The following is an 18,843-nucleotide window of genomic DNA, read 5'->3' as shown; positions in this document are numbered from 1 at the left end:
AGAATTATTCTCATTAAAATCCGTGCATTCGTCACCACGACATGCACTGCGGCCCGTGCCGCCAAGAGGAAATCATTGTGGAAAACCGATCCGTTCCGGTCCTGAAATCGCAGCTACTCAGTCTGCTCGATGACGTTCTGGCCCATGACGGCTTCGGCACCATCCGCATCGACGTCCGCCTGCTCAAACGGGGGCAGAAGGAAGTCATCCTCGACTGTGGCAAACAGTACCGCTTCGTGGTGGATTTCCCCGCTCCGGAGTCGGCCGCCGACACGGGGCATCGCCTGACCCTGCCGGCCCGGGAGGCCTGACCGATGTCCGCACCTCAACACACGGCGCAGTCGCACCTGCGCCAGCAATTCGCCGCGCTGCGGCAGCAGGGCCTGCGGGCCCGGGACGCAGCGCGCAAGCTGGGCGTGAGCGAGGGCGAGGCGCTTGTCGCACACGCCGTCAGCCACATGTGCCCGGCCGAAGACGCCAGCAGCCTGTACAGCGTCACCGTGCTCGATGGCGACTGGATCGCCCAGTTGCAGGGGCTGGAGGCCGTGGGGCCGGTGATGGCCCTGACGCGCAACGAGAGCGTGGTGCATGAAAAGATCGGTGTGTACCGCAACGTGAGCGCCCAGGGCGCCGTGGGCCTGGCGCTGGGCGCCGAGATCGATCTGCGCCTGTTCCTGATGCACTGGCATGTGGGCATGCACGTGGTCGAGCGCACGGCCAAGGGCGAGCAGCACAGCCTGCAGTTCTTCGATGTGCATGGCCAGGCCGTGCACAAGGTGCATGCGAGGGCACAGTCCGATCTGCAGGCGCTGGAGCAACTGGTGCAGCGCCATGCGCGCCCCGAGGCCAGCCCCCTGTTCACGCCGGGCAGCGTCCAGATACCGGCTGACCGGCCCGATGCCGAGGTGGATGTCGCCTCGCTGGGGCAGGCCTGGTCGGCCATGAAGGACACGCATGAATTTTTCGGCCTGCTCAAGACCCACCAGGTGGGCCGGATGCAGAGCTTTCGCCTGATGGAGGGGCGCCACACGCGCCGCATGCCGCTGCTGGCGGTGGAATGGCTGCTGCAGCGTGCTGCAAGTGCCGGCCTGCCCATCATGGTGTTCGCGGGCAATGCGGCCTGCCTGCAGATCCACACCGGCGCGGTGCACCGCATCGAAACGGTCGGCCCCTGGCTCAATGTGCTGGACGACAACTTCAACCTGCACCTGCGCGCCGACCAAGTCGCCGAAAGCTGGCTGGTCAGCAAGCCCACGGCCGATGGGGTGGTGACTTCGCTGGAGATCTTCGATGCCCAGGGGCAGCTGATCGCCATGTTCTTCGGTGAGCGCAAGCCCGGCAAGCCGGAACTGCCCGCCTGGCGTGCGCTGGCCCAGGGCCTGATGCAGCCGCAAGCCCAGGCGCTGGAGGTGGCCGCATGACGCGTCGTCTGTGGTTGCAAGGGGCCGCCGCATCGGTGGCGATGGCGCAGATCCCGCTGCTGCGTGCCCAGGAGGCCCCGCCGCGCCTGGTGAGCCTGAGCGGCGGCATGACCGAGGTGGTCTACCGCCTGGGTGTCGAGAACTTGCTGGTGGGCACCGACACCACCAGCACCTACCCGGCGGCGGCCCTGCGCACGCCCAAAGTGGGCTACATGCGCCAGTTGTCTGCCGAAGGTGTGCTGGCCCTGCGCCCCACCGCGCTGCTGGGCACCAACGAAGCCGGACCGGCCCGCGTGCTCGACCAGCTCAAAAGCGCGGGCCTGGCCCTGCACCTGGTGCAGGCCGATCACAGCTTTGAGGAGCTGCGCGCCAAGGTGCGCGCCGTGGCGCAGGCCACGGGCCGCATCGACGCAGGTAAGGCGCTCGACGCTGAACTGCAGCAACGCTGGCAGGCCAGCCTGCAGCGGGTGGCACAGGCCGGGCAACAACGCCGTGCCCAGAACCGGCCCGAGCCCAAAGTGCTGTTCGTGATGGTGCACGGCAGCCGGCCGCAAGGCGCGGGCACGGACACCGCCGCGCACGCCATGCTGAGCTTTGCCGGCGTGCGCAATGTGCTGGCCGGTGGCCGTGGCTACCAGGCCCTCACGGCCGAGGCCGTGGCCCAGGCCGCGCCGGACATCATTCTCACCACGCAGGATTCGGTGCAGGCCAGTGGCGGCGTGGAGCGCTTCTGGCAGCACCCGGGCCTGGCCTTCACCCCTGCGGCCCGCCAGCAGCGCCTGATCGCCATGGATGCGATGGCCTTGCTGGGCTTCGGCCCCAGGCTGCCCGAGACCCTGGACGAACTGCGGCAAGCCCTGGCATGAGCGTTCGTCCATGAGCACGCGCACGCTCGACACGCCGGCTGCGGTGCCGTCATCCAACCCATGGCGATCGCCCGAGGGCCGCTGGTCGGCGCTGGCGCTGACGGTGGGCTCTGCCGTGGCCTTGTTGCTGGCGCTGGTGATCGGCGCCACGCAGGGGGCCTACGCCGTTGCGCTCAAAGACCTGTGGCCCGACGCCGGCCACACTTCGGCCGCAGCCGAGGTGTTCTGGCACATCCGCGCGCCCCGCCTGGTGATGGCCGTGCTGGCAGGCGCGGCCCTGGGCGTGTCCGGTGCGCTGGTGCAGGGGCTGTTCCGCAACCCGCTGGCCGATCCGGCGCTGCTCGGCGTGAGCAGTGGCGCGGCGCTGGGCGCGGGCATCGCCATCGTGTTCGGGCCGATGTGGCCGCTGGCCCTGCAAGAAGGCCTGGGCGTGTGGCCCCTGCTGGTGTGCGCCTTCCTGGGCGGGCTGCTGGTCACGGCGCTGGTGTGGCAGCTCTCGCGTGCACAAGGGCAGGTGCACATGCCCTTGCTGCTGCTGGTGGGTGTGGCCATCAATGCCCTGGCCAGTGCCGGGCTGGGCCTGCTGTCCCATCTGGCCAGCGACATCCAGTTGCGCACGCTCACCTTCTGGCTGCTGGGCGGCCTGGGCGGCAGCCAGTGGCACAGCACCTTGGCCTGTGCGCTGGTGGTCGTGGTGGTGCTGTGCCTGGCCCCGTCGCAGGCCCGTGCGCTCAATGCGCTGGCGCTGGGCGAGGCGCAGGCGCGCCTGATGGGTGTGCCGGTCGAACGGGTGCAGCGCCTGTGCGTGCTGTGGGTGGCCTTGTCCGTGGGCGCTGTCACCGCGCTGACCGGCATCATCGGCTTCATCGGTCTGCTGGCACCGCACGCGGTGCGCCTGCTGGCAGGCCCCGACCACCGTGTCGTGTTGCCCGCCTCGGCCGCGGTGGGCGCCGTGCTGGTGGTGCTGGCCGACACCATCGCGCGCACCGCCTTCGCGCCCGCGGACCTGCCGCTGGGCGTGCTCACGGGCCTGATCGGCGCGCCTGCCTTCCTGTGGATGCTGCGCCGCCGCTTCGCACCTGCCTGACAACTGACCTGACCACCCGCACGGAGACACCATGAGCCTCACCGCCCATCACCTGCTGCTCAACAAGGCTGGCCGTTGTCTGCTGGATGTGCCTCAACTGCACCTGCCTGCCGGCCAGGTGCACGCGCTGCTGGGCCCCAATGGCGCCGGCAAATCGACCCTGCTGGCCTCGCTGGCCGGCCTGGAGCGCGCCACGGCCAGCCAGGTGCAACTGCTGGGCCGCCCGCTGGCGGAGTGGGACACCCTGGCGCTGGCCCGCCAGCGCGCGCTGCTGCCGCAGGACAACGCCGTACCTTTCGATTTCGATGTGCACGACATCGTGCGCATGGGCCGCTATCCGCACGCCGCGAACCCCCACCCGCAGGAGTCGGCCATGCTGGACTGGTGCCTGGACCAGGCCGGCGCCCTGCACCTGGCCAGCCGTCGCTACGAGCAGCTCTCCGGTGGTGAGAAGGCGCGCGTGCAACTGGCCCGCGTGCTGGCGCAGGTGCGCGCCCATCCGGACGACGAGCGCCCGCGCTGGCTGCTGCTCGACGAGCCGACCGCCGCATTGGACCTGGCCCACCAGCACAGCGTGATGCGCCTGTTGCGCCAACTGGCGGCCGAAGGGCTGGGTGTGGTCGTGGTGCTGCATGACATCAACCTGGCCGGCGCCTACGCCGACCAGGTGCTGGTGATGCACGATGGCCGCATCGAGACCTCGGGCGATTGCGAAGAGGTGCTGCAGCCCCAACTCGTGCAGCGCATCTGGGGCGTGGTCTGCCAGCGCCTGACCGTGCCCGATGCGCACCGGAGCTGGCTGGCCTTTTCCTGAACACAGGCCCTGAACGTTTTCGTGTTGGCGGGAATCCTGGGGGACCCCCGCCTTTCTCCCCGCCGGAGTTCTTCACGGATTCCGGCGGTCTTTTATGCGTCCGCAAAGCCCTGAATGTGAACCCGGCCTGAATTCAGGGCACAATCACGCCTGTCCGAAAGGGGAGTAGCGCGCAGCCGCCCCGGCTGCGGTGACATCCCGTCAGCACGGTCCGGCCTTCACAGGCATGGCCCGGGGTCCACAGAGAAACCTCCCGCAAGACCTTTCGACGCACAGTAGTGCATGCTTCGTCCTTGAAGCAGGCCGTGTTTGATCGTTCGTCTTTTTTCGGAGAACCCTCATGAACACACTGGCGCCGGAATGGCTCTGGTTCGTCTTCGTCATTTTTGTCTTGCTCGCGCTCTTCGTGGACTTCGTCGTCCTCAAAAAGCAGGGGGCGCATGAAGTCTCGGTGCCCGAGGCCATCCGCTGGTCCGTCGTCTGGGTGGCACTCAGTCTGGCCTTCAACGGTCTGCTGTGGTGGGCCTTCATGCAGGATCAGGGCGTCGCGGTGGCCAACACCAAGGCGCTGGAGTTCCTCACCGGCTACCTGATCGAGAAATCGCTCGCAGTCGACAACATCTTCGTCTTCCTGCTGATCTTCAGCTACTTCGCGGTGCCGCCGGCCTACCAGAAGCGCGTGCTGATGATCGGCATCATCCTGGCGATGGTGCTGCGCACGGTGATGATCCTGATCGGTGGCTGGCTGATCGCCGAGTTCCACTGGATCCTGTACGTGTTCGGCGCCTTCCTGCTGTTCACCGGCATCAAGATGTGGTGGGCGGCCGACCAGGAGTCCGACCTGGAGGACAACCCCGCGCTCAAGCTGCTGCGCCGCGTGATGCACGTGTCCGCCAACTTCGACGGCGAGAAGTTCTTCACCATCCAGAACGGCGTGAAGATCGCGACCCCGCTGCTGCTGGTGGTGGCGCTGGTGGGCTTCACCGACGTGATCTTCGCGGTGGACTCCATCCCGGCCATCTACGCCGTGACGAGCGATCCGTTCATCGTGCTGACGTCCAACATCTTCGCCATCCTGGGCCTGCGCGCGATGTACTTCCTGCTCGCGGCCATGGCCAGCAAGTTCCACCTGCTGAGCTACGGCCTGGCGGTGATCCTGGTGTTCATCGGCACCAAGATGCTGATCGTGGATTTCTACAAGATCCCCGTGCTGGTGTCGCTGGGCGTGGTGGTGGGCATCCTGGCCATCACCATGATCTGGAGCGTGAAGACTGCGCCCAAGGTGCTCAGCGAACGCTGATCAAGGCCTGAGCCCCTGCCCGATACCCTCGCCAAGTGCGGGGGTATTTTAATTAATGAGAATTATTCGCATTAATATGGGCGTGCGTTTTGCGCAGCCGGTCCATGCCACCGGCGGGCCAGGGCGGATCCAGTCCGCCGAGCCAACCCACCGGCACAGGTCAGCTTCGGGGCACGTGGGGCAATGAAGCCAGTGCTTGGTCAGGGGCCGGTTCGCAAAACGCATTTCTGCATTCCTGTTTCGGGCCTCATGGCCCGCTTCGTTGCGAACCTTCCCAGCCATGACCTCGCCAACGCACTTTGCTCAAGCAAGCCTGCATGACTTGCCCGATGGCACCCTGCAGCAGGTGCTCACGCACTGGCGCAGCACCATCCAGCAGGGCAACGAGCACTACCGGCTCATGGCGCCGGGTTCGCTGACGCAGGCCCTGTCGCTGTTCCAGGATGCCTTGCTGATGGCCGACGTGCTCCTGGAGCAGTGGCCCGATGCCGACGTGGCCATGGCCGCCTACGTGGTGTCCCACCACAACCTGGCCGACACCTTGCTGCGCATGGACGAGGCCGATGAAGCCGCCACCCACCTGTGCGTGGCGCACGAACGGCTCGAGCGGTTGCGCGATGATTTCTCGCAGCCCGTCGCGCGCCGCCATGCCGCCGAACGCCACCTGGCGCGCACGCTGGCCGAACTGGAGCGCTTCGCGCACCACCACGGCGGCTTGCTGCTGGCCCGCCGCATGAGTGAGCACTTGCTGGCGCAGCAGATGCCGCGCGGCGTGCTGCACTGAACACCTTGAAGGTGGGCGGTGCGCGGGAGCGTGCCGCTAAACTCTGTGCATGCCAGCACCATGCGTGCTGGTGCACAAGGGCTTGGCTCACACTGTTTTGAACAACATGAAGTCCGTGTGCCCTGCACACGGCGCGGGAGTTTCGCGATGATCAGGGGGAAGGTGCCCACACTGCACGGCCAGTTGGGCGCGTGGGCGGCCATGGGTGTCTTGTCACTGGCCCTGGGGCGGTCCAGGCCCAGGCCACGAAGGATGCCGTGGTGGCGGCGAGTACGGTGTCTGCATCGCCAACCGTGGCCTGCCCACCGAGGCCTATGCGCGCGTACCCGATGTGACGAACCTGGTGATGTCACCCAACGGCACGCGCATCGCCGGCCTGCTGGCGGTGGACGACGACACCTACCTGGTGACCCGTACGGTGGATGGCGACAAGCTCAAGCCCATCCTCAAGGCGGACAACAAGCTCTTCTCCATCGGCTGGGCGCGCTGGGTGGGCAATGAGCGGCTGGTGATTGGGGTGCGATTCCCGTCGCGCCGTGGTTATACGCCTATGGTCGAGACACGCCTGCTGTCCATCGACTACTGGCAGGGCGGCGAGACACTCAACCTGGTGCGCAGTTCACCGTTCGATGCCAACCGCCTGCAGGCTCAGTTCCAGGATCACGTCGTGGAATGGCTGCAGGAAGACGGCCAGCACATCTTGATCCAGATGGCCACCGATGGCGGCATCCATCCGGCCGTTTTCAAGGTGAACGTGTTCACTGCACGGCGCGAGATGATCCTGGGCCCTCGCAAGGGTGCGCGTGCCTGGCTGACCGATGCCACGCACCGCGTGCGCGTTGGCGTGCGCATGGAAGAGGATGAGCGCGAGGTCATCGCCTGTGACCTTGACGGCAAGAACTGGCGCACGCTGTGGCGCTGGAAACTCTTCTCCAAGGACCGCGTCCATCCCATGGGCTTCGGCAAGAACCCCAACGAGATCTACATCGAGGCCGATCATGAAGGCCGTGATGCCGTCTTCACGGTGGACTTGAGCAGCCCTGATCTGAAGCGCACGCTCAAGCTGGCCCATCCCTCCCGCGATATCGATGGCGGCCTGATGCGTTCGCAGCTCAGGGGCGAGGTGATCGGCATCCGTGCGGAGACCGATGATTCGCAGCGCGCCGAGATCTGGGATCCCAAGGTGCGTCTGCTCGCGCGGGCCATCGACAAGGCCTTGCCGGAGCGCATCAATCGCCTGCTGGGTTTCAGCGCGGACGAGAATCGCTACATGGTCTACTCCAGCGGCAATGGCATCCCGGGTGAGTACTATCTGGGGGACCGCGCCTCGGGTGATCTCTTCCTGCTGGCTGAAACCCATGCCCAGTTGCCGGCCGAGCTGATGGCGCGCAAGCGTCCGGTGGTGATCAAATCGCGCGACGGGCTGGACCTGTGCTCCTACCTGACGCTGCCCAAGTCCGAAGGCGTTGCTGGAGCCAACAAGCCCGCCAGCCCCTTGCCTTTGGTGCTGCTGCCGCACGGTGGGCCCCCTTACAGCGACGACATCGACTTCGACACGTGGACCGAGTTCCTGGCCGCACGCGGCTATACCGTGCTGCAGGTCAATTTCCGGGGTTCCACCGGATACGGGCGCGAGTTTGCAGCCGCCGGCATGCAGCGCTGGGGCCTGGAGATGCAGGACGACCTGACCGATGCCGTGCAGTGGGCCGTCTCGCAGCAGATCGCGGATCCGCGGCGCGTGTGCATCGTCGGGGGCAGTTACGGGGGCTACGCCGCGCTGATGGGCGGTGTCAAGACGCCCGACCTGTACCGCTGCGTGGTGAGCCTTGCCGGGGTGACTGACCTGATCGACCTGTGGAACCACGAGGCCGATTTCGTCGGCGGCAAGGAGATCATGAATGGCATGATCGGCAATGCATGGGATGACCGCGAGCGCCTGCGCGCCACGTCACCGGCCCTGCAGGCATCGCGCATCACAGCGCCGGTGTTGCTGGTGCACGGCACGGCCGATCGCCGCGTGCCGTTCGAGCAGAGCGAGGACATGGCCAAGGCCCTGCGCAAGGCGGGCAAGACCTACCAGTTCATCGAGCTTGAAGAGGGCGACCACCACCTCAGCCGCAACTCGCACAGCCTGACCTTCTTCAAGGCGCTCGAAGCCTTCCTGGCCAAGCACATCGGGCCTGCGTCGGCTGCCGCGGGGGCTGAGCCGGCAGCCGCCACCAAGCCCTTGGCCAGCGCGGCGGTGGTGACGGCCGTGCCCTGACGGGGCTGCCGTGGGGCAGGCTCATCTGCCCCCCGCATTGACGAACCGAGGTGATCAGCCCAGCGCGGCCTTGTGGCGCCGCGCCACCTCGTTCCAGTCCACCACGTTGTAGAAGGCCGAGATGTACTCCGGCCGACGGTTCTGGTAGCGCAGGTAGTAGGCGTGCTCCCAGACGTCCAGGCCCAGGATCGGCGTGCGGCCTTCCATCAGCGGGCTGTCCTGGTTGGCGCTGCTTTCCACCACCACCTTGCCCTCGGGCGTCACGGCCAGCCAGGCCCAGCCACTGCCGAAGCGTGTGAGCGCGGCCTTGGTGAAGGCATCCTTGAAGGCGTCCAGCCCGCCGATGTCCTGGTCGATGGCCTTGCGCAGATCGCCCGTGGGCTCGCCACCGCCGCTGGGGCTCATCACCGTCCAGAACAGGCTGTGGTTGGCATGGCCGCCGCCGTTGTTGCGCACCACGCCACGGATGTTCTCGGGCAGGGCTGCCAGATCCTTGATCAGTTCTTCGGCAGGGGTGTCGGCCCAGGCGGTGTCCTTCACCGCGCCGTTGAGGTTGTTGATGTAGGTCTGGTGGTGCTTGGTGTAGTGGATCTCCATGGTCTGGGCATCGATGTGAGGCTCCAGTGCGTCATAGGCATAGGGCAGTGCAGGCAAGGTGTGCATGGCAAAGCGCCCGCGGCGAAGGCGGGCTGTCAAAAGGTTGGGTTGAGCAGTGGCTTGAAGGCGGGGCGGGCGCCTCAGTTGCGGAACGGTGGCAGGTGTGGCGTCGCACCCGGCCCTTCCGCGGCCAGTTCGGTCGGTAGATCGCTTGCCAGCGCAGGCCAAGCCTCATGGCCCTCATCGCCGGGGAAGCCCGGATGCCGCAGCCCGAACTGCAGCAGGGCTGCGCGGGTGCGGTGTGCGTGGTGCAGGGCCTGCGACACGGGGCCGCTCTCAGAACCCTGCGCCAGCAGCTTCATGACACCTTCATGCGCCTGGCGCAGGTGTTCGTGGGCGTGCTGCACGTCGTCCAGCACATCGAGCAGATCGGCCATGTTGTGGTGCGACACCACCCAGGCGGCAAGCAGCGCGTCCCAGCCCGGCGCGGGTGGGGCATCGTGCTGCACGGCCTTGTCCATCAGGCGCTCGGCCTCCCACAGGGCCTCGCGGTAAAGCTGCCGGGCGGCGGCGTACTGCCGCAGGGCCATGCACCGGTTCGCACGGCGGGTCAGTTGCTGCCAGGGCAGCACCTCGGTGTCGTCGGTGCGCGCCTGCATGCTCAGAGCCCGCCTTCGGTCAGCTTGGCCGGGTCCAGCAGCTTGAGCAGTTCGTCGCGCGAGAGCTCGGTGTTCTCGGCGGCCACGTCCACGATGGGGCGGCCTTCCTTGTAGGCCTTCTTGGCGATCTCGGCCGCCTTGGCGTAGCCGATGATCGGGTTGAGCGCAGTGACTAGGATGGGGTTGCGCGACAGCGCATGCGCCAGGCCGGCCTCGTTGACCTTGAAGCTGGCAATCGCCTTGTCGGCCAGCAGGCGGCTGCTGGTGGACAGCAACTCCAGGCTGGCCAGCAGGTTGTGCGCCACCACCGGCAGCATCACGTTCAACTCGAAATTGCCCGATTGCCCGGCGATGGTGATGGCCGCATCGTGCCCGATCACCTGCGCGGCCACCATGGCCACGGATTCGGGGATCACGGGGTTGACCTTGCCCGGCATGATCGATGAGCCGGGTTGCAGCGCTTCCAGCTCGATCTCGGCCAGGCCGGCCAGCGGGCCGGAGTTCATCCAGCGCAGGTCGTTGGCGATCTTGAGCAGGCTCACAGCCACTGCCTTGAGTGCGCCGGAGAGCGCCACGGCGGTGTCCTGCGAGCCCATGGCCGCGAAGAAGTCGGGCGCGGGCTGAAAGCTCTGGCCGGTCAGCGCGCTCAGTTCGTTGGCAAAGCGGGTGGCAAAGCCCGGGTGCGCGTTGATGCCCGTGCCCACGGCGGTGCCGCCCTGGGCCAGTTGCTGCACGCGCGGCAGCAGGTCCTTGAGTTGCGCGGTCTGCGCTTCCACCTGCGCGGCCCAGCCACCCAGCACCTGGCCCAGGGTCACGGGCATGGCGTCCATCAGATGGGTGCGGCCGGTCTTGACATGGTGGCCCACGGCCTGCGCCTTGACGCGCGTGGCGTTGGCCAGGTGCTCCAGGGCCGGGATCAACTGCTCCGCCAGCAGCAGCGCCGCGCTCACGTGCAGCGCCGTCGGGATCGAGTCATTGCTGCTCTGGCCGTGGTTGACATCGTCGTTGGCGCTCACGGCGCGGCCCAGGCGACTCGATGCCAGCGTGGCCAGCACCTCGTTGGCGTTCATGTTGGTGCTGGTGCCCGAGCCGGTCTGGAACACGTCCAGCGGGAAGTTCGCCATGTAGTCGGTGGCCAGCAGTTCGGTCACGGCATTGGCAATGGCCTCGCCCTTGTCGGCAGGCGACTGCTCCAGCGACACATTGGCGCGCGCGGCCGCGCTCTTGACCAGCAGCAGCGCATGGATGAAGGCCTTGGGCATGCGCCAGCCGCTGACCGGAAAGTTCAGCACGGCGCGTTGCGTCTGTGCGCCGAACAGGGCCTCGGCGGGCACGGTCATCTCGCCCATGCTGTCGCGTTCGATACGGGTGGCGGTCATGTCAATCGTCCTTGTCTGTGATGCGGCCAGGCGTCACCAGTGGAAGAAGGGGCTTGCGAACACCTTAGTGAGTTGGCAAAGACCCTGTCGCGGTCGGTGAGGGATCAGCCCAGCGCCGTGTCCAGCACCATCATCAGCACGAAGCCGACGATCAGGCCGCTGGTGGCGAAGCGCTCATGCCCCTTGCGATGGGATTCGGGGATGATTTCGTGGCTGATGACGAACAGCATGGCGCCGGCCGCAAAGGCCAGGCCCCAGGGCAGCAGGGCTGTCGACACGGTCACCACCGAAGCACCGATCACCGCGCCCAGCGGCTCCACAAGCCCTGATGCCGCGCCCAGCGCCACCGCCGTGATGCGGCTGTAGCCGATGCCCAGCAGGGCCAGCGCCACCACCAGCCCCTCAGGCACATCCTGGATGGAGATGCCCGTGGCCAGCGCGCCAGCGCCCACGGTGCTCTGGTTGCCGAAGGCCACGCCGATGGCCAGCCCTTCCGGCACGTTGTGCAGGGCGATGGCGAAGACGAACAGCCAAGTGCGCTTGATGGCCTCGGCGTTCGGCCCCCCCTCGACACCCTTGATGAAGTGTTCGTGCGGCAGCCAGTGCTCCAGCGCCATCATCACCGCGGCACCCAGCGCGATGCCGGTACCGATCGTGAAGGCCGAGCCCCAGGCACCGGCCCCTTGTGATCGGGCGGATTCCAGCCCCGGCACGATCAGCGAGAAGGAGCAGGCGGCCAGCATCATGCCTGCGCCGAAGCCCAGCAGGCTGTCGTGCACCCGCGCCGGGATCGTGCGAGACACCAGCACGGGCACGGTGCCCAAAGCTGTGGCCAAGGCCGCCATGCCACCGCCCAGCAGGGCGTTCATGACGCGGGGATCGGCCTGATCGGCCCAGCCACGCCAGGCTTCATTGAGCAGTACGGCCATGCCGCCGGCGACGATGAGCCAGCCCAGCAGGCGCTGCATGAGGTGTCGCTGCTTCACCATGATTCGCGGTGGATTTCGAGGCGCGACAGGCGCTGCAGCAGCGCCTGCGTGATGCGCCGGTATTCGGAGCTGAGGTGTGGCGGGGCATCGCTCATGCGGCCGATGTGCTGCATCACGCCCAGGGGGCGCGCCACATGGTCAAGGCATTGGCAACGCCACTGCCAGGGCAGGGCGGTGTCCTCGGCCGTGTCCATCAGCAGCATGGCGGTCTTGCGGGCCACATCCCAGGCACAGGCATCACCTTGTTCGTGCAGGTAGCCGCCCATGGTGAACAGATGGTCGATGGCGCGGGGGTCATCGGCGTAGAGGGCGCAGCGCACCCGCATGGCCAGAAAATCCCAGCGCTCCATGGGAGGCATGCGACAAAAAAGGTGTTTGCACATGAGCAGCGGTGCGGCCTGACGTACGAAGATTTTATATATGAGAATAATTCTCATTTGATGCAATGATAGGGCGCGACGCCTTCCAAGTCACCTGTGTGGTTCTGATACCCATTTTTACAACTCATGTTATTGCAAATGGTATCGATTCGCATTACTATCTGTTTGCGTTTGCGTTGAACACCTTCCAGGAAGTGGAAAACGGGCAAGGGCTGAGCTGTGGGGACGGCGAGGCATGGCTGGTGTTTGACGCAAACGCATCTTTATTTCCAGCGGCGCTTTTGCAGATGCAGACAGCGCAGCGTCAGGCGATCACGCCAATCGAACACGGCCCTCAAGGGGCCGTGTCTGTTTTCAGGGGTGCCTTTGCTCTGGCAGGCTTCAACTGGCGCGCAGCCGTGTCGGGCGCTTCTTCTTGCGGCCCAGACCGGCCTGTTGGCCAATGAACTTCAGGAACACCCACAGCGGTGATTCCCCGGGCTTTGGTGCCTCGCCCTGGCCGATGCGCTTGAGCTGGCCCGTGTACCAGGTGATCTCCATCAAGCCCATCTTGTCGATGTAGCCGATGCCGGTGCGGATGGGCTTGATGGTGTGCACGGGCTCCTCGCCAGCCAGCAGACGGCGGGGCAGATCGGGTTCGAGCGCCAGCGAGCGCGCGATGCCCACGAAATCGACCGCGCCGGAAGTGATGGCCTCGGCCATGCCTGCCGCAGAACGGAATCCACCCGTTACCACCAGCGGTACCTTCACCGCCTGGCGCGCCTTCTCTGCGAAGGCCAGGAAGTAGGCCTCGCGCTGGCGGGTACTGTCTTTGGTGGGCTCCGCTTTCTTGTCCTTCACGCCGGTCATGGCCGGTGCCTCGTAGGTGCCGCCGGAGATCTCGACCAGGTCGATGCCTTCGGCTTCCAAGGCGCGGATCACGTCCAGTGATTCTTCTTCGGTGAAGCCGCCGCGCTGGAAGTCAGCCGAGTTGAGCTTGATGCCGATCGGGAACTGTGGCCCCACGGCGGCCCGCATCGCACGCAGCACCTCGATCACGAAGCGTCGGCGGTTCTCGGCGTTGCCGCCCCACTGGTCGGTGCGGCGGTTGTGGTGCGGCGACAGGAACTGGCTGACCAGGTAGCCGTGCGCGCCATGGATCTGCACACCACTGAAGCCGGCCTGTTTGACGATGCCGGCAGCGCGGCCATAGCGTGCGATCAGGCCCTGGATCTCGGCCTCGGTCAGTTCACGTGGCGTGGCGAAGAAGGCCGCCATCTCCGGCCTGAACGGCACGGCCGATGGCGACACTGTTTCCTTGTTGAGGCCCTTGGGCGCCTGCTTGCCCGGGTGGTTGAGCTGAACCCAGCATTGCGTGCCATGGCGCGTGCCGGCTTCAGCCCAGGCCTTGAGTGCGGGCAGGTCGCGGTCATCCTCGATCACGACATTGCCGGGCTCGCCCAGCGCGCGCCGGTCGATCATCACGTTGCCGGTGATGCACAACCCGATGCCGCCTTCGGCCCAGGCACCGTACAGCCGGGCCAACTCGGGCGTGGGTGCGCGTTCGCGTGTGCCCAGGGCTTCGCTCATGGCCGACTTGACGAGCCGGTTCTTGATCTGCACTCCATTGGGCAGCGTGAAGCCTTGCGACAAGAGGGCCTGCGGTGTCATGGTCGTGCGTCTCCATGGCGGTCATGAGAAGGAGCAGTCATTGGACATCAAAAGCACGGGGTATCCCCCTCATGGGTGCCCCGGCTCGGTGCAAACGCTGTGTCTGGCATGTCCTTTGGCGAAAATCTTTGATGTCCCCGGGCTACAAACCTGTTCGATGGCTGGTTTTCAGAGGGAAGTGGCATTACCATCGTGGGCGCTGGCCCTGTGAGGAACGTTTGCGCATGCAGCAAGCGCCCGCGGACGGCTGTTCAGATCTGACGACTTCGATGGAGTGAATTCACATGGCAACTGCGAAGAAGGCCCCGGCCAAGAAGGCTGCGGCGAAAAAGGCTCCCGCCACCACCAAGGTTGCTGCCAAGAAGGCAGCTCCGGCCAAGAAGGCCGCCGTGAAGAAGGTCGCTGCCAAGCGCACCCCGAACGCGGCCTTCATGAAGGCCCTGACCCCCAGCCCGGCACTGGCCGCCGTCATCGGCGCCGCTCCGCTGCCGCGCACCGAGGTCACCAAGAAGGTGTGGGAATACATCAAGAAGCACAACCTGCAAGATGCCGCCAACAAGCGCAACATCAATGCAGACGACAAGCTGAAGGCGATCTTCAAGAAGCCTCAAGTGTCGATGTTCGAGATGACCAAGCTCATCAGCGACCAGCTCAGCTGATCGTTGGGCCTGGCCCTTGCGAACAAAACCCGGCCTCGGCCGGGTTTTTTTTGGCCGCTGCAAGTTGGGCACCACAAGCAAGGCAAGCACTCAATTGCGTCGCATATTGAGCACAGCTTGCCAAGCAAAGCCGCCGCGACGCTGCTACGCTGTCCTCCAGAAGTCTGTTTTCCCGCACCCGAGTCCGACGCATGAACAACCCCAAGGAACTGCTGGCCCGCAACTTTCCCACCGCCGTGCAGGACGCGCGCCTGGCGGCCAAGCCCTCGCTGTACGACGGCCCCGACAGCAGCTACGACCTGGCCTTCGCCGATCCGGATTTCCTGCTGCACCCCGAGCTGCGGCCCGTGCGCATGCAGCTGGAGCTGCTCAAGCCCGAGCTGGTGCAGCGCGAAGAAAACATCCAGTCCACCATCGTGATGTTCGGCAGCGCCCGCATCCTGTCGGCCGAAGATGCGCAGGCCCGGTTCGATGCCAGCCAGGAGCTGCCCGCAGGCGAGGCCCGAGACCTGGCCGTGCGCCGCGCACAGCGCCAGATCGACATGTCCCGTTACTACGAAGAGGCGCGGGCCTTTGCCAGCATGGTGACCAACCATTCGGCCCAGCTGGAAACCCCCATCTACGTGGTCACCGGCGGCGGCCCCGGCATCATGGAGGCCGGCAACCGCGGCGCCTTCGAGGTCGGCGGCAAGAGCATCGGCCTGAACATCGTGCTGCCGCACGAGCAGGAGCCCAATCCCTACATCACGCCGCGCCTGTGCTTTCAGTTTCACTACTTCGCGCTGCGCAAGATGCACTTCCTGATGCGCTCGGTGGCGCTGGTGTGCTTCCCCGGTGGCTTCGGCACGCTTGATGAGCTGTTCGAGGCGCTGACGCTGATGCAGACCGGCAAGTGCCGCAAGCGCCCGGTGCTGCTGTTCGGCCGCGATTTCTGGACCAAGCTGATCGACATTGACCATCTGGTCGACACCGGCATGATCAGCCCTGACGACATCCATCTGTTCCGCTACGTCGAGACCGCCCAAGAGGCCTGGGACACGCTGCGCAACGAGTACGGCCTGGCCCAACCGCCGCAGGATTCGGCCTGCGGCTGGTAAACGGGTAAACGCCCTATGACCAACCGCATCCGCATCATCGGCGTGCCCACCGACGTGGGGGCCAGCATGCTGGGTGCGGTGATGGGGCCCGAGGCCTTGCGCGTGGCCGGCTTGCCCGCCGCGTTGGCGCGGCAGGGCCTCACGGTACTGGACGATGGCAACCTGGCCGGTCCGCCCAACCAGCAACAGGATCCGGTGCAAGGCTACCGTCACCTGCCCGAGGTCGTCACCTGGAACCAAGTGGTGCATGGTGCCGTGAGCCAGGCCTTGGTGCAGGGTGAGATCCCCATGATGCTGGGCGGTGACCACTGCCTGGCCATCGGCTCCATCGGTGCGGTGGCCCAGCATTGCAAGCGCGTGGGCAAGCACCTGCGCGTGCTGTGGTTCGATGCGCATGCCGATTTCAACACCCCTGAGATCACGCCCAGCGGCAACCTGCATGGCATGCCGGTGGCGGTGCTGTGCGGCTACGGGCCCGCATCGCTGATCGACATCGCCTCGGTCGATGGCCAGCCCGCGCTCACGCCTGATGCGTTGCGCATGATCGGCATCCGCAGCGTGGACCCGGGCGAGCGCGCCTTCGTGCACTCGCAGCAGATCGAGGTCTACGACATGCGCTACGTCGATGAGCACGGCATGCGCGCCGTGATGCAGCAGGCCCTGATGGGCGTGGAGCCCGACACCCACCACCTGCACCTGAGCTTCGATGTCGATGGGCTGGACCCGGACATCGCCCCCGGTGTGGGCACGCCCGTGCGGGGTGGCCCCACCTACCGTGAAGCCCAGCTGTGCATGGAAATGATCGCCGACACCGGCGCGCTCGGCTCGCTGGACGTGGTCGAACTGAACCCCGCGCGTGACATCCAGAACCGCACGGCCGAGCTGGTGGTGGACCTGGTCGAGAGCCTGTTCGGCAAGTCCACCCTGATGCGGCAGGGCGCCTGAGCCGGCCTTGGGGTGAGCCATGCCCCCAAAACCGTGCTCAAGCCCGTGCTCAACTTCATGTAATACCCGCCGATAAACAACCATGAGCCTGCCAGGAAAGAATGCCCTCATCCTGACCGGCGGCGGTGCCCGGGCCGCCTACCAGGTCGGCGTGCTGCAAGCACTGATGCTGATCCGCCGCGACAGTGGCGAGACGCAGCGGGGCAACCCTTTCCGAATCATGTGCGGCACCTCGGCCGGTGCGCTCAACAGTGCGGCCCTGGCCTCACGCGCTGATCACTTCGAAGTGGCCGTGCGCCACATGGCCGAGCTCTGGCGCGAAATGCGCAGCGAGCAGGTCTACCATGCCGATTCGCTGGGCGTGATCCGCAGCGGCGCGCAATGGATCACCCTGTTCTCACTGGGCTGGGCCCTCGCGCGCTGGCGCCGTGCGCGCCCGCGCTCGCTGCTGGACAACGAACCGCTGCGCGAGCTGCTGGGCGACTCCTTCAAGATGAGCCGCATGCGCAAGCTGATGGAAGATGGCGTGCTCGATGCCGTGGCCGTGTCCGCCTCCAGCTACACCACCGGAGAGCACGTCACCTTCTACGACGCCTTCCCGCCGATCGATCCGTGGTCGCGCTCGCAGCGCAGCGCCGTGCGCGCCGACCTGACGATGGACCACCTGATGGCCTCCAGCGCCATCCCCTTCGTGTTCCCGGCCGTGAAGCTCGAGGCCGGTGGGCGCCCGCACTACTTCGGCGACGGCACCATGCGCCAGGCCGCACCCATCTCGCCGGCCATCCACCTGGGGGCTGACCGCATCCTGGTGGTGGGCGCCGGCCGCCTGCAGGAGCCTGTCCAGCCGCGTGACACCATCGTCGAGTACCCCAACCTGGCGCAGATCGCCGGCCACGCCATGTCCAGCATCTTCCTGGACGCGCTGGCCGTGGACATCGAACGCCTGCAGCGCATCAACCGCACCATCGACCTGCTGCCGCCCGAGGCCCGTGCCCACACGCCGCTGCGCAAAGTCGACATCCTGGTGATCGCGCCCTCGCAGCGCATCGACGACATCGCCGCCCGCCACCTGTGGGCCTTGCCACCCGCCGTGCGCGCCATGCTGCGCGCTTTGGGTGTCTACGGGCGCGGCAAGACAGCACGCGGCACGGCGCTGGCCAGCTACCTGCTGTTCGAATCCTCGTTCACGCGGGAGCTGATCCACCTGGGCTTCAACGATGCACTGGCCAAGCGCGACGAGGTCTGCGCCTTCTTCGGCTGGGGCCCCCAGGCGGGGGCGGGCCAGGACGATGGGCGTCAGATCCGCCTGCCGTACAAGATTGACCAAGCGGGGCAGGGCCCTGTCGATCAGGCCGGGGTGCCATCGCTGCCCGCACAGCCGGTGGACGACCCGGTGGCGGCCACCGAGTGAGCTGCTGCCTGCGTTGATGCGGCAAAGCCTGGCGGTCACCGCGACCCCACTAGGCAAATTCAGCCACCCATGGTAGAGTGGAGAGCTTCGCACCTTGATGGCGCCAGATTTCCGTCAAATGAAAATTTGATGCGGGGTCTGTTGAAACGCGCTTGGTGTGGAGTTTCCTTTTCCATTTCGACTGAAAGGTCTCAACATGTACGCGGTCATAAAAACCGGCGGCAAACAATACAAAGTTGCTGCAGGCGAAAAGATCAAAGTAGAACAGATTACTGCGGACGTTGGCCAAGAGATCGTGATCGACCAGGTTCTGGCTGTCGGCAACGGCGCGGAACTGAAGATCGGCACGCCTTTGGTGGCTGGCGCTACGGTGAAAGCAACTGTTCTGTCGCAAGGTCGGCACGACAAGGTGCGCATCTTCAAGATGCGTCGTCGCAAGCACTACCAGAAGCGCCAGGGCCATCGTCAGAACTACACCGAGCTGCAAATCAGCTCTGTGAACGGCTGATCGGCCCCCACAACCTCTAGCCAGTCCCAAGGAG

Annotated in this window: 19 protein-coding genes; 13 read left to right on the top strand and 6 right to left on the bottom strand. The window is 66.1% G+C overall.

What is annotated here, in order from left to right:
• The first annotated feature begins 77 nt into the window (after positions 1–77).
• The 8 genes from WAQ08_RS17440 to WAQ08_RS17405 all read left to right on the top strand — a co-directional run bounded on the left by WAQ08_RS17440 (position 78) and on the right by WAQ08_RS17405 (position 8,535).
• The gene (locus WAQ08_RS17440; protein WP_422193326.1) at positions 78–311 is read left to right on the top strand and encodes a hypothetical protein; all 234 of its coding nucleotides are present in this window, start codon (positions 78–80) and stop codon (positions 309–311) included.
• Between the two features lie 3 nt (positions 312–314).
• The gene (locus WAQ08_RS17435) at positions 315–1,421 is read left to right on the top strand and encodes a hemin-degrading factor (protein ID WP_422193324.1); all 1,107 of its coding nucleotides are present in this window, start codon (positions 315–317) and stop codon (positions 1,419–1,421) included.
• Positions 1,418–2,287 (top strand): heme/hemin ABC transporter substrate-binding protein, encoded by an 870-nt coding sequence (locus WAQ08_RS17430; RefSeq protein WP_422193322.1) that lies wholly within the window; start codon positions 1,418–1,420, stop codon positions 2,285–2,287. Before WAQ08_RS17435 ends, WAQ08_RS17430 begins: the two co-directional genes overlap by 4 nt.
• 10 nt (positions 2,288–2,297) lie before the next feature.
• Complete coding sequence (locus tag WAQ08_RS17425) at positions 2,298–3,374, top strand: FecCD family ABC transporter permease (RefSeq protein WP_422193320.1); 1,077 nt, start codon at positions 2,298–2,300, stop codon at positions 3,372–3,374.
• 31 nt (positions 3,375–3,405) lie between these two features.
• Positions 3,406–4,188, top strand: coding sequence for a heme ABC transporter ATP-binding protein (locus tag WAQ08_RS17420; RefSeq protein ID WP_422193319.1), 783 nt, complete (start codon positions 3,406–3,408; stop codon positions 4,186–4,188).
• 340 nt (positions 4,189–4,528) lie between these two features.
• Entirely contained in the window at positions 4,529–5,488 is a 960-nt protein-coding gene (locus WAQ08_RS17415; protein WP_422193318.1) for a TerC family protein, read from the top strand.
• A gap of 322 nt (positions 5,489–5,810) precedes the next feature.
• The gene (locus tag WAQ08_RS17410; protein WP_422193316.1) at positions 5,811–6,272 is read left to right on the top strand and encodes a hypothetical protein; all 462 of its coding nucleotides are present in this window, start codon (positions 5,811–5,813) and stop codon (positions 6,270–6,272) included.
• A 205-nt stretch (positions 6,273–6,477) separates the two neighbouring features.
• Positions 6,478–8,535 carry an alpha/beta hydrolase family protein gene (locus WAQ08_RS17405; RefSeq protein ID WP_422193314.1) on the top strand — a complete coding sequence of 686 codons (2,058 nt, stop codon included), beginning with the start codon at positions 6,478–6,480 and terminating at the stop codon, positions 8,533–8,535.
• A gap of 54 nt (positions 8,536–8,589) precedes the next feature.
• Here the strand turns inward: WAQ08_RS17405 and WAQ08_RS17400 are convergent, their stop codons facing one another.
• The 6 genes from WAQ08_RS17400 to WAQ08_RS17375 form a co-directional block, all read right to left on the bottom strand.
• The gene (locus tag WAQ08_RS17400) at positions 8,590–9,198 is read right to left on the bottom strand and encodes a superoxide dismutase (RefSeq protein WP_422193312.1); all 609 of its coding nucleotides are present in this window, start codon (positions 9,196–9,198) and stop codon (positions 8,590–8,592) included.
• Between the two features lie 74 nt (positions 9,199–9,272).
• On the bottom strand, positions 9,273–9,791 hold the full coding sequence (locus tag WAQ08_RS17395) for a DUF2753 family protein (RefSeq protein ID WP_422193310.1): 519 nt from the start codon (positions 9,789–9,791) through the stop codon (positions 9,273–9,275).
• Between the two features lie 2 nt (positions 9,792–9,793).
• A complete protein-coding gene (locus WAQ08_RS17390) occupies positions 9,794–11,170 on the bottom strand; it encodes a class II fumarate hydratase (protein WP_422193308.1) in 1,377 nt (458 codons plus the stop codon).
• A 104-nt stretch (positions 11,171–11,274) separates the two neighbouring features.
• A complete protein-coding gene (locus tag WAQ08_RS17385; protein WP_422193306.1) occupies positions 11,275–12,138 on the bottom strand; it encodes a ZIP family metal transporter in 864 nt (287 codons plus the stop codon).
• Positions 12,139–12,152: 14 nt separating this feature from the next.
• Positions 12,153–12,518: a hypothetical protein gene (locus WAQ08_RS17380; RefSeq protein WP_422193305.1), complete on the bottom strand. Its 366-nt coding sequence runs from the start codon at positions 12,516–12,518 to the stop codon at positions 12,153–12,155.
• A gap of 402 nt (positions 12,519–12,920) precedes the next feature.
• The gene (locus WAQ08_RS17375) at positions 12,921–14,189 is read right to left on the bottom strand and encodes an NADH:flavin oxidoreductase/NADH oxidase family protein (RefSeq protein WP_422193303.1); all 1,269 of its coding nucleotides are present in this window, start codon (positions 14,187–14,189) and stop codon (positions 12,921–12,923) included.
• Positions 14,190–14,473: 284 nt separating this feature from the next.
• On the opposite strand from WAQ08_RS17375, the gene WAQ08_RS17370 reads away from it, so the two are divergent.
• The 5 genes from WAQ08_RS17370 to rplU all read left to right on the top strand — a co-directional run bounded on the left by WAQ08_RS17370 (position 14,474) and on the right by rplU (position 18,809).
• Complete coding sequence (locus WAQ08_RS17370) at positions 14,474–14,848, top strand: SWIB/MDM2 domain-containing protein (protein WP_422193301.1); 375 nt, start codon at positions 14,474–14,476, stop codon at positions 14,846–14,848.
• A 191-nt stretch (positions 14,849–15,039) separates the two neighbouring features.
• The gene (locus tag WAQ08_RS17365) at positions 15,040–15,945 is read left to right on the top strand and encodes a TIGR00730 family Rossman fold protein (protein ID WP_422193299.1); all 906 of its coding nucleotides are present in this window, start codon (positions 15,040–15,042) and stop codon (positions 15,943–15,945) included.
• 15 nt (positions 15,946–15,960) lie between these two features.
• Positions 15,961–16,890 (top strand): arginase, encoded by a 930-nt coding sequence (rocF, locus tag WAQ08_RS17360; protein WP_422193297.1) that lies wholly within the window; start codon positions 15,961–15,963, stop codon positions 16,888–16,890.
• An 82-nt stretch (positions 16,891–16,972) separates the two neighbouring features.
• The gene (locus WAQ08_RS17355) at positions 16,973–18,301 is read left to right on the top strand and encodes a patatin-like phospholipase family protein (protein ID WP_422193296.1); all 1,329 of its coding nucleotides are present in this window, start codon (positions 16,973–16,975) and stop codon (positions 18,299–18,301) included.
• A 196-nt stretch (positions 18,302–18,497) separates the two neighbouring features.
• The gene (rplU, locus tag WAQ08_RS17350; RefSeq protein WP_125242919.1) at positions 18,498–18,809 is read left to right on the top strand and encodes a 50S ribosomal protein L21; all 312 of its coding nucleotides are present in this window, start codon (positions 18,498–18,500) and stop codon (positions 18,807–18,809) included.
• The last annotated feature ends 34 nt before the right edge of the window (positions 18,810–18,843 follow it).

Source organism: Aquabacterium sp., assembly GCF_049274795.1.
Classification (GTDB): domain Bacteria; phylum Pseudomonadota; class Gammaproteobacteria; order Burkholderiales; family Burkholderiaceae_C; genus Aquabacterium.
This window is presented reverse-complemented; position numbering and strand designations above follow the sequence as displayed.

Bases quoted from the DNA above. Each gene is read 5' to 3' on its own strand.
- WAQ08_RS17435 (WP_422193324.1), top strand. From the start codon at position 315: ATGTCCGCACCTCAACACACGGCGCAGTCGCACCTGCGCCAGCAATTC.
- WAQ08_RS17430 (WP_422193322.1), top strand. From the start codon at position 1,418: ATGACGCGTCGTCTGTGGTTGCAAGGGGCCGCCGCATCGGTGGCGATG.
- WAQ08_RS17425 (WP_422193320.1), top strand. From the start codon at position 2,298: ATGAGCACGCGCACGCTCGACACGCCGGCTGCGGTGCCGTCATCCAAC.
- WAQ08_RS17420 (WP_422193319.1), top strand. From the start codon at position 3,406: ATGAGCCTCACCGCCCATCACCTGCTGCTCAACAAGGCTGGCCGTTGT.
- WAQ08_RS17415 (WP_422193318.1), top strand. From the start codon at position 4,529: ATGAACACACTGGCGCCGGAATGGCTCTGGTTCGTCTTCGTCATTTTT.
- WAQ08_RS17400 (WP_422193312.1), bottom strand. From the start codon at position 9,198: ATGCACACCTTGCCTGCACTGCCCTATGCCTATGACGCACTGGAGCCT.
- WAQ08_RS17395 (WP_422193310.1), bottom strand. From the start codon at position 9,791: ATGCAGGCGCGCACCGACGACACCGAGGTGCTGCCCTGGCAGCAACTG.
- WAQ08_RS17390 (WP_422193308.1), bottom strand. From the start codon at position 11,170: ATGACCGCCACCCGTATCGAACGCGACAGCATGGGCGAGATGACCGTG.
- WAQ08_RS17385 (WP_422193306.1), bottom strand. From the start codon at position 12,138: ATGCAGCGCCTGCTGGGCTGGCTCATCGTCGCCGGCGGCATGGCCGTA.
- WAQ08_RS17380 (WP_422193305.1), bottom strand. From the start codon at position 12,518: ATGCCTCCCATGGAGCGCTGGGATTTTCTGGCCATGCGGGTGCGCTGC.
- WAQ08_RS17375 (WP_422193303.1), bottom strand. From the start codon at position 14,189: ATGACACCGCAGGCCCTCTTGTCGCAAGGCTTCACGCTGCCCAATGGA.
- WAQ08_RS17370 (WP_422193301.1), top strand. From the start codon at position 14,474: ATGGCAACTGCGAAGAAGGCCCCGGCCAAGAAGGCTGCGGCGAAAAAG.
- WAQ08_RS17365 (WP_422193299.1), top strand. From the start codon at position 15,040: ATGAACAACCCCAAGGAACTGCTGGCCCGCAACTTTCCCACCGCCGTG.
- rocF (WP_422193297.1), top strand. From the start codon at position 15,961: ATGACCAACCGCATCCGCATCATCGGCGTGCCCACCGACGTGGGGGCC.
- WAQ08_RS17355 (WP_422193296.1), top strand. From the start codon at position 16,973: ATGAGCCTGCCAGGAAAGAATGCCCTCATCCTGACCGGCGGCGGTGCC.
- rplU (WP_125242919.1), top strand. From the start codon at position 18,498: ATGTACGCGGTCATAAAAACCGGCGGCAAACAATACAAAGTTGCTGCA.